This is a genomic window from Candidatus Glassbacteria bacterium (assembly GCA_019456185.1).
GTDB lineage: Bacteria > Gemmatimonadota > Glassbacteria > GWA2-58-10 > GWA2-58-10 > JAJRTS01.
Window position 1 is genome coordinate 43,976 of the sequence record VRUH01000011.1, and the last position, 7,591, is coordinate 51,566.

At 54.9% G+C, this 7,591-nt stretch carries 5 protein-coding genes (1 of these 5 only partly in view); 3 read left to right on the forward strand and 2 right to left on the reverse strand.

Annotated elements, in window-relative coordinates; genetic code table 11:
* Together larA and FVQ81_06150 are read right to left on the reverse strand one after the other, a co-directional pair.
* Window positions 1–98 carry the start of a nickel-dependent lactate racemase gene (gene larA, locus FVQ81_06145; protein MBW7996144.1) on the reverse strand. The gene continues 1,192 nt to the left of window position 1, outside the view, so 98 of the gene's 1,290 nt are visible here — the first part of the coding sequence; it begins with the start codon at window positions 96–98; its stop codon lies off the left edge, out of view.
* Between the two features lie 540 nt (window positions 99–638).
* Window positions 639–2,150 carry a T9SS type A sorting domain-containing protein gene (locus FVQ81_06150; GenBank protein MBW7996145.1) on the reverse strand — a complete coding sequence of 504 codons (1,512 nt, stop codon included), beginning with the start codon at window positions 2,148–2,150 and terminating at the stop codon, window positions 639–641.
* 565 nt (window positions 2,151–2,715) lie between these two features.
* Here FVQ81_06150 and FVQ81_06155 point away from each other — a divergent pair.
* Genes FVQ81_06155 through FVQ81_06165 form a run of 3 tightly spaced genes read left to right on the forward strand, consistent with a single transcriptional unit; the run spans window position 2,716 to window position 7,460 of the window.
* Window positions 2,716–3,315 (forward strand): sulfotransferase domain-containing protein, encoded by a 600-nt coding sequence (locus tag FVQ81_06155; protein ID MBW7996146.1) that lies wholly within the window; start codon window positions 2,716–2,718, stop codon window positions 3,313–3,315.
* A gap of 3 nt (window positions 3,316–3,318) precedes the next feature.
* Window positions 3,319–5,478, forward strand: a complete 2,160-nt coding sequence (locus FVQ81_06160) for a nucleotide pyrophosphatase (protein ID MBW7996147.1) — start codon at window positions 3,319–3,321, stop codon at window positions 5,476–5,478.
* Window positions 5,475–7,460, forward strand: a complete 1,986-nt coding sequence (locus FVQ81_06165; protein MBW7996148.1) for a hypothetical protein — start codon at window positions 5,475–5,477, stop codon at window positions 7,458–7,460. Before FVQ81_06160 ends, FVQ81_06165 begins: the two co-directional genes overlap by 4 nt.
* The last annotated feature ends 131 nt before the right edge of the window (window positions 7,461–7,591 follow it).

The window sequence follows — 7,591 nt, forward strand, 5'->3', positions numbered from 1 at the left end:
AGGCCCTCGATAAACTCCGGTTCCAGCACCCTGGCCCGCAAATCGTCCGGCAGGTCGATCTCCAACCCCTCTTTCCCGTAGGTCAGTCTTATCTGCATATCCCGGTTTCCTCTTAAGCACCAGTTACCTGAAAGTCTCCCCCGATGCGGGACCTTGTGATCTGTCTCCAGTCACGGTACCAAGAAAGTCAGAGAATTTCAAGTCTGGCTTACGGCTGGAATTCAAGCGTCTTTCCGGGGACAAAGCCAGCTCTGTATCCCTTCAGAACAAGTTGGACAACTTCAGCCCGATAGCTGATGAGGTTACCCCCGCAAAGCGCTTTGCCTAGAAAATCAGAGCAGTACCGCCCTCTACCCAATGATCGAACTTTAGCCATAGATCAATCTAGCAAAAACGGAGATCGCCTGGTACAGCGCGGGTATGAGGTTGATAGTCGATGGTTATGCGGATATGGGTAGAGGTAAGCAGTAGAACCTGCTCAATCTGCCAGCTATTGAAAAAACCGTTCAAAAAAATGGCGGGGCATACATGACGATTTTAAAACCTTTTTGGCGGGAATGCCGGAGGAATTGGTGAGGCGGATTCAGGCGGTGGCGGCTTGAATTAATGGCTTGCAAGGGATGGAGTTCCAGATGTAATCATTTCAATAATACCATTTTTCTTGTCAGGGTAAAATCTCCCGCGACCAACCTGTAAAAATAAACTCCACTGCTGAGACCGGTGGCATCAAACTCGACAGAATGCCTGCCGGCTGCTTTCTGCTGATCTACCAATGTTCTTATCGACCGGCCTCTTATATTTAACACATTTATTCTCACATTAGAGCTAAATGGCAGTTCATATTGTATCGTGGTTGTCGGATTAAATGGATCAGGATAGTTTTTTAACAGCAGATATCCGTTGTGGATATCGGGGATGTTAAGCCGCTGGTCATCCTTATTCTCTGAATTTCCCTCGATATCAGGTTCTTCCGGGCTTTCAGGAGGAATTATATATGGAGTGTAAGACGAAATGGAACGAATAATAAATCCAGAATCATATATCACGGCAGGAATCAAGGCTTCCAATTCATCACCCGATCCGTTGATGAAAAACAGATGAGAGCGAGAATTGAACTCCCTGCAAAATAAAATAGTTGCACTGTCTGAATAAACAATATTGTCGCCAAAAGATAATATTCTGGAGTTATTGCCGTATCTATCGGCTGTCACTATCTCTGTGTTGCCGCCTTTTTCGATTACATAAACCAAGTTTGTTCCGTCTGGCGATATGACCGGATTACGGATTGTGACTTTGTATTCGGAGTAAGTGAGCCTGTAAACATAATAAGGGTTCGCTAAATCTATCTCAGCTATGTAACTTCTCCTTCCTTCCTCCACGGTAACCAGCAATCTATCTTCTGGAGTCCACCTTACCCCAACATAAGCCCTTCCTCTACGAGGACTTATCATTGTTTTTTTCCCGCTGCCTTGGACATGAATAGAACCTCCTGCAACATATGCTAATTTCTTTTGATCATTTGACATCGATGGAGAGCTTTCGTCAAGCTCGGATGTGTTAGTAAGGGTGGTAACTTTTCCATTGGGTGCAACTTTGATAATCTCCCAGTTATGCCGTATATCTGTTGTGTCAAATGCAGCACATACGACCTTCTCGGATTCGTCCAGGCTTATGTCTTTAATAGATATAAATCCTTTGGCGCTTAATGGACCAGTTATGTCCGTAAGTTTATCACCACTGCCCAGCATAAGATGGTCATTCCCATTCTCTGGATCATATAACAGGTAAGCCAGCAGCTTAGAATAAGTCGCACTTGTTAGCGGGGACTGAGCATAGAGGTGTGGAGATATAAAATCAGAAATCATTTCAGAGAGGGAAGATTTTAAGCTGTTTGGTGTGTTGACTCGTTGATCGAGTTGCGTGAATAAGGCTAAGAAGCCGATTAAGCTTAAAGCAGCATACGCCCTTGCTGGAGAACTGGTTTTTTTGCTGCGTAGCTGAGAGCCATCGGTATTTTCAGCCAAAATATCGGCAAGCGCATTCCTTGATGCTTTTTCTGGTCCCAAGGTTCTCATTTGACATTCTCCCACATTAACCGTACCACTTATTTTGAGAGAATTCAAGCAAACCCCGGTTTGCCGCCCTTTCATAATACCAGTGCAGGATAATCGAATTGAGCGTCAGGTCTGGCTCAGATGCACGGTATTGCTGGGGGTATGAAAAAAAACATCCGAGATGTGATAACAGATACGGAAGTTCTGTTATTAAGCTCATTCTTGCCAATTTCGACTTAAATAAGCTCAGGCGGGCCAGAGGAGAATATTCTAAAAGATTCACGTCGAGATGCCGGAGGAGATGATTGAAATGATTCAGGCGGTGGCGACCTGCGCCTAAAAGCTGTACCACTAATTATGCCCCCCGCAAATAACCCCTCATAGAGAATAAGAGTAGTACTGCGCCCTACTTTAAGGATCAAGCCTTAGCCGTGGATCGATACGGCTAACTCAGAGATCGCTTGGTACAGCGCGGATATGTGTGCCTGACCAATCCTTGCCCGGAGCCTCGGAAGTTGCGCCTTGCGGGGCTTTTTTATTTCTGACCTGCCTCATTTCAACCAATATTACGTACACTGGATCATAAATGTGTTGCGCATGGGGCTGTTCCACATTAAATTTCATTCTCAAACTATCCAAACGATAAACAGGTGGCAGTCTCATGGTACCCGGAGATCATCAGGAAAACTCAGCGGAGATCATTGTCGTTTCGGGACTTCCCCGCTCGGGAACCTCGATGATGATGAAAATGCTGACCGCCGGCGGCCTGGAAGTCGTTACGGACAATCTCCGCGCCGACGACGAAGACAACCTGTTGGGATATTTCGAGGATGAACGGGTCAAGGACCTGGCCCGCGACAACACCTGGATTACGCCGGCTTTCGATGGCAAAGTGCTGAAAGTGATCAGCATGCTTCTCTATCACCTGCCGCCGGCCCTCAATTACAAGGTCGTGTTCCTCCGGCGCGGGCTTGAGGAGGTGCTGGCCAGCCAGCGCAAGATGCTGGCCCGCCGGGGAGAAACAGACGCCGGGCCGGATAATACGGTCATGGCCGCCAAATTCGAGGAACATCTCGCCAAAGTGGCCGAGTGGCTCGACTGCCGGAACAATATCGAAACCCTGTACCTGGATTACTCAGCGGCGGTTGCCGCACCCCGGGAATGTGCCGCCAGAGTCAAGAAATTCCTGGGCAGAGACCTGAACCTGGATGAGATGGCCGAGGCGGTTGTGCCCTCGATGTACCGGAACCGAAGCAACTAGTTTATGAATCGTCCAGTATCTAACTTTCGTTTGCGCATGACCGCGATTATCCCGGCGGCGCTCTTTCTGCTGTTCGCCATATCCAGACCCGCCTGGGCATATATCGGCCCCGGCGCGGGGTTCGCTGTAGTTTCCTCGTTCTTCATTATTCTGCTCACCGCGGTGGTGTCTCTCTTTTCCTTCCTGATCTGGCCGTTCCGCGCCGCCTGGCTCTGGTTCAAACGCAGCCGCAATCTGGCCGGACGCAAGGCCGGGCGCGTGGTGGTTGTCGGGTTGGACGGGATGGACCCGGTGCTGACGGAGAAATACATGGCCCAGGGCCTGCTGCCCAATTTCTCCCGGCTGGCCGAGGAAGGTACTTTCAGCAGGCTGGGCACTACCACCCCGCCGGTATCACCGGTGGCCTGGTCGACATTCTCAACCGGAGTAAACCCCGGCAAGCACCGCATCTTCGATTTCTATACCCGCGATCCGAACAACTACCTGCCGGTGCTCAGCTCGGTCGAAATCAGCTCCAGCCGGCGCAGGATCGGGCCGTTCCGTTTTAACCGGACTGAGGTAAAACAGTTGCGCCGCAGTGAGTCGTTCTGGAAAATCCTCGGTGATGCGGGCGTGTTCTGCTCGATCCTGCGTGTGCCGATCACTTTTCCCCCGGACAAGTTCCACGGGGTCTGCCTGTCGGGGATGTGCGTTCCCGACCTGCGGGGCACACAGGGTTCGTTTACGCTGTTCACCTCCGAGGACATGGAAGAGGTCCGCCGCCACATGACCGGCGGTACCGTTGTTCCGCTCAACCGCGTCGAGAAGAGCTACGAGGCCGCCATTCCGGGACCCGTGATCGAGTCGAAGGGCGAGCAGAAGAACCTGGAACTGCCTCTTCGCTGCCTGCCCGAACCGGACAATGAGAGAGCTGTAGTGTGGGTGGACAGGGAAAAGTTCGTCCTCAAGCTCAACAAATATTCTCCCTGGGTGCGGCTCACTTTCCGCATGGGCATCTTCAGGCGAGTGTCGGGGATCGCGCGCTTTATGATCAAGCAGCTCGAACCGGAGCTCAAAATCTACATGACTCCGATCAATATCGATCCGGAGAGACCCTCGCTGCCGATCTCCCACCCGTTGAGTTTCTCGGTGGCCCAGGCCAAGCTGCAGGGGCCGTTCTCCACGCTCGGCCTGGCAGAGGATACCTGGGCGCTGAACGAACGGGTGATCGACGAGGACGATTTCATCGGCCAGTCGTACGACTATTTCGCGGAACGCCGGGAGCTGTTTTTCGATGCGCTGAAAAAGAATACCGACGGTCTGATCGTCGAGGTGTTCGACACGACCGACCGGCTCCAGCACGAGTTTTTCCGCTGCCTGGATGACGACCACCCGGCCAACAAGGACAAGGAGACCGAGAAGTTCCGCGAGGTGATCCGCGACCTGTACCGCCGGATGGATGACTTCCTGGCTGAAATCAGGGCGAAACTGCGCAAGGACGACCTGCTGATGGTGATCAGCGACCACGGCTTCAAGCAGTTCAAATGGGGCGTTAATCTCAACACCTGGCTCTGGAAAGAGGGCTACCTGATCCTGAAACAGGGCTGCGAACCCGGAGGGGAATGGTTCGAAGGGGTGGACTGGACCCGGACCCGGGCCTACGCATACGGCCTGACCGGGATTTACCTGAATGTCCGGGGCCGTGAGCGTGACGGGATCGTGCCGCCCGGCAACGACCGCCTGCGCCTCCAGCTGGAACTGAAAGAGAAGCTGGAAGCCCTGCGCATGGAAAACGGCGGCGACACCAACGGCGGCCGCCCGGTTCATCGCGCGATCCTCAGCAGCCAGGCGCTCTCGGGACCGTACGTGGATGACGCCCCGGACCTGATTGTCGGCTACCACGAGGGCTACCGCTCCTCGTGGAACTCCGCCACCGGCAGGATCACCGGCGAGGTGTTCGAGGACAATACCCGCAGTTGGAGCGGCGACCACTGTATCGACCCGCTGTTCGTACCGGGTGTGTTTTTCTGCAACTGGAAAAAAGACGACGAGCCGGTCTCGCTGGCCGATATCGGGCCGACTATCCTCGACCTGTTCGGCCTGGAGCCCCGCGGGTTTCACGACGGCCGGGTGGTGGGCCTGCAGCCGGGCGGGATCAAACAAAAAGCAGGGACGGTAAAATGAAACGCAGAGATTTTCTCAAGACCTCGATGATGGCCGGCGGCGGACTGACAATCCTGCCCTCGATGGCCCTCTCCAGACCATCGGCGCGCAAAAAAATGCTGGTGCTGGGGATCGACGGGCTTGACCCCAAGCTGGTCCACAAGTTCCTGGGCAAGGGGCTGATGCCCAATTTCAACCGGATTATCGAGTCCGGCGGGATAAGTCCGGTGGCCACCAGCAACCCGCCGCAGAGTCCGGTCGCCTGGTCTAATTTAACTGTCGGCGCCGGGCCCTCCACCCACGGGATCTACGACTTCATCCACCGCGAGCCGGAAACGATGATCCCCTACCTCTCCACCTCGCGGGTAACGCCACCCGAGACCGTGATTGAATTCGGCGATTACCGGATTCCGCTCGAGGAGGGCAAAACCGAGCTGCTGCGCAAGGGCCGTCCGTTCTGGGACTATCTCACAGAACGCGATCTGCCGACGACCATTTTCAAGATGCCGGCCAATTTCCCGACCGTCGAGGGCGAAGCCGATATGGTGAGCGGGATGGGCACCCCGGACCTGCTGGGCGGCTACGGGACATTCACCATGTTTACCACCGTGCCCGAGCAGTACCCGGCCGACATCTCCGGCGGCCGGGTGATCCCGGTCTATTTCGACAACGACCAGGCCGATTTCGAGCTGCCCGGGCCGGCGAACAGCCTCAAGAAAGGCGCTCCCGAAACCGCGGTTCCGGTAACTGTCTGGCGCGACCGGCTCAACGACGTGGCCCGGATCAAAATCCAGGATAAGGAGTTTATCCTCAACCGCGGCGAATGGACCGGCTGGTTCCGGGTCTCGTTCCCGATGCTCGGTCCGTTCTACGACGTGAAAGGCATCATTAAAATCTTCGTCAAGGACCTGAATCCGGACTTCAGCCTCTATGTCTCCCCGATCAATATCGACCCGACCGACCCGGCCCTGCCGATCTTTTCCTCCGAGGAGTACGGCCACGAGCTGAGCTGCAATTGTGGTTTCTTCTACACCCAGGGGCTGCCCGATGACACGAAAGCCCTGAGCAGCCGCATCCTGGGCGAGGACCAGTACCTCCAGCTCGCCGAGCAGGTAATCAAGGAGCGGGAGCGCCTGCTGTTCTACGAGCTGGAAAGGTTCAACCGCCGGGAGAACGGCCTGCTGTTTTTCTATTTCTCCAGCCTGGACCAGAACTCGCACATGTACTGGCGCGCTCTCGACCCGCGCCATCCGCTCTACGACCCGATGATCAGCGCTCAGTACGGAGAAAAAATCCAGGATTTCTATATCGAGATGGACATGGTGCTGGGCAAGGTGCTGACTTACAACGATCTCAGCGACCCCAACTTCACGATGATGATCATGTCCGACCACGGGTTCAACTCGTTCCGCCGTCAGGTGAACCTCAACACCTGGCTGCACCGCCAGGGTTACCTCGAGTTGCATAACAAGAACGATATCGCCGACAGCGGCTATTTCACCAATGTCGACTGGAGCCGGACCGGGGCCTACAACCTGGGGATCAATTCGGTTTATCTCAACCTCGAAGGCAGGGAGCGCGAGGGCGCGGTCACGGCATCGCAGGCGGACAAGCTGCGCAAATCGATCCGCAACGACCTGCTGGCTATGCGCGACGAGGAAACCGGCGACCCGGCGGTCAGCGGGGTCTGGATCATCCCCGGGCAGGAACACCGCCGCAACCCCCACGCCCCCGACCTGATCGTGGGCTGGAACACCGGCTACCGGATCAGCTGGGACAGTATCCTGGGCGGGTTCACCAACCACGTGTTCGCCGACAATCTCGACAAGTGGAGCGGAGACCATTGTGTCGATCCCAGGCACGTGCCGGCCACCTTGATCACCAACAGGCAGATAGTCAAGCCGGACCCCGACCTCCGCGACCTGACAGCCACCGTACTCGACCAGTTCGATATCGAAGTGCCGGCTGAGATCGAGGGTAAACCGATCTTCCGGAAAACATGACAAGGAGCGTCCGACCATGCCGAGTATCAAGCTGGACAAGCAACTGTACGAGAAAGCGAAACGGGCCGCCGAACTGGCCGGTTATTCCTCGGTTGACGAGTTCGTGGTCCACGTGCTGGAAGAGGCCACCA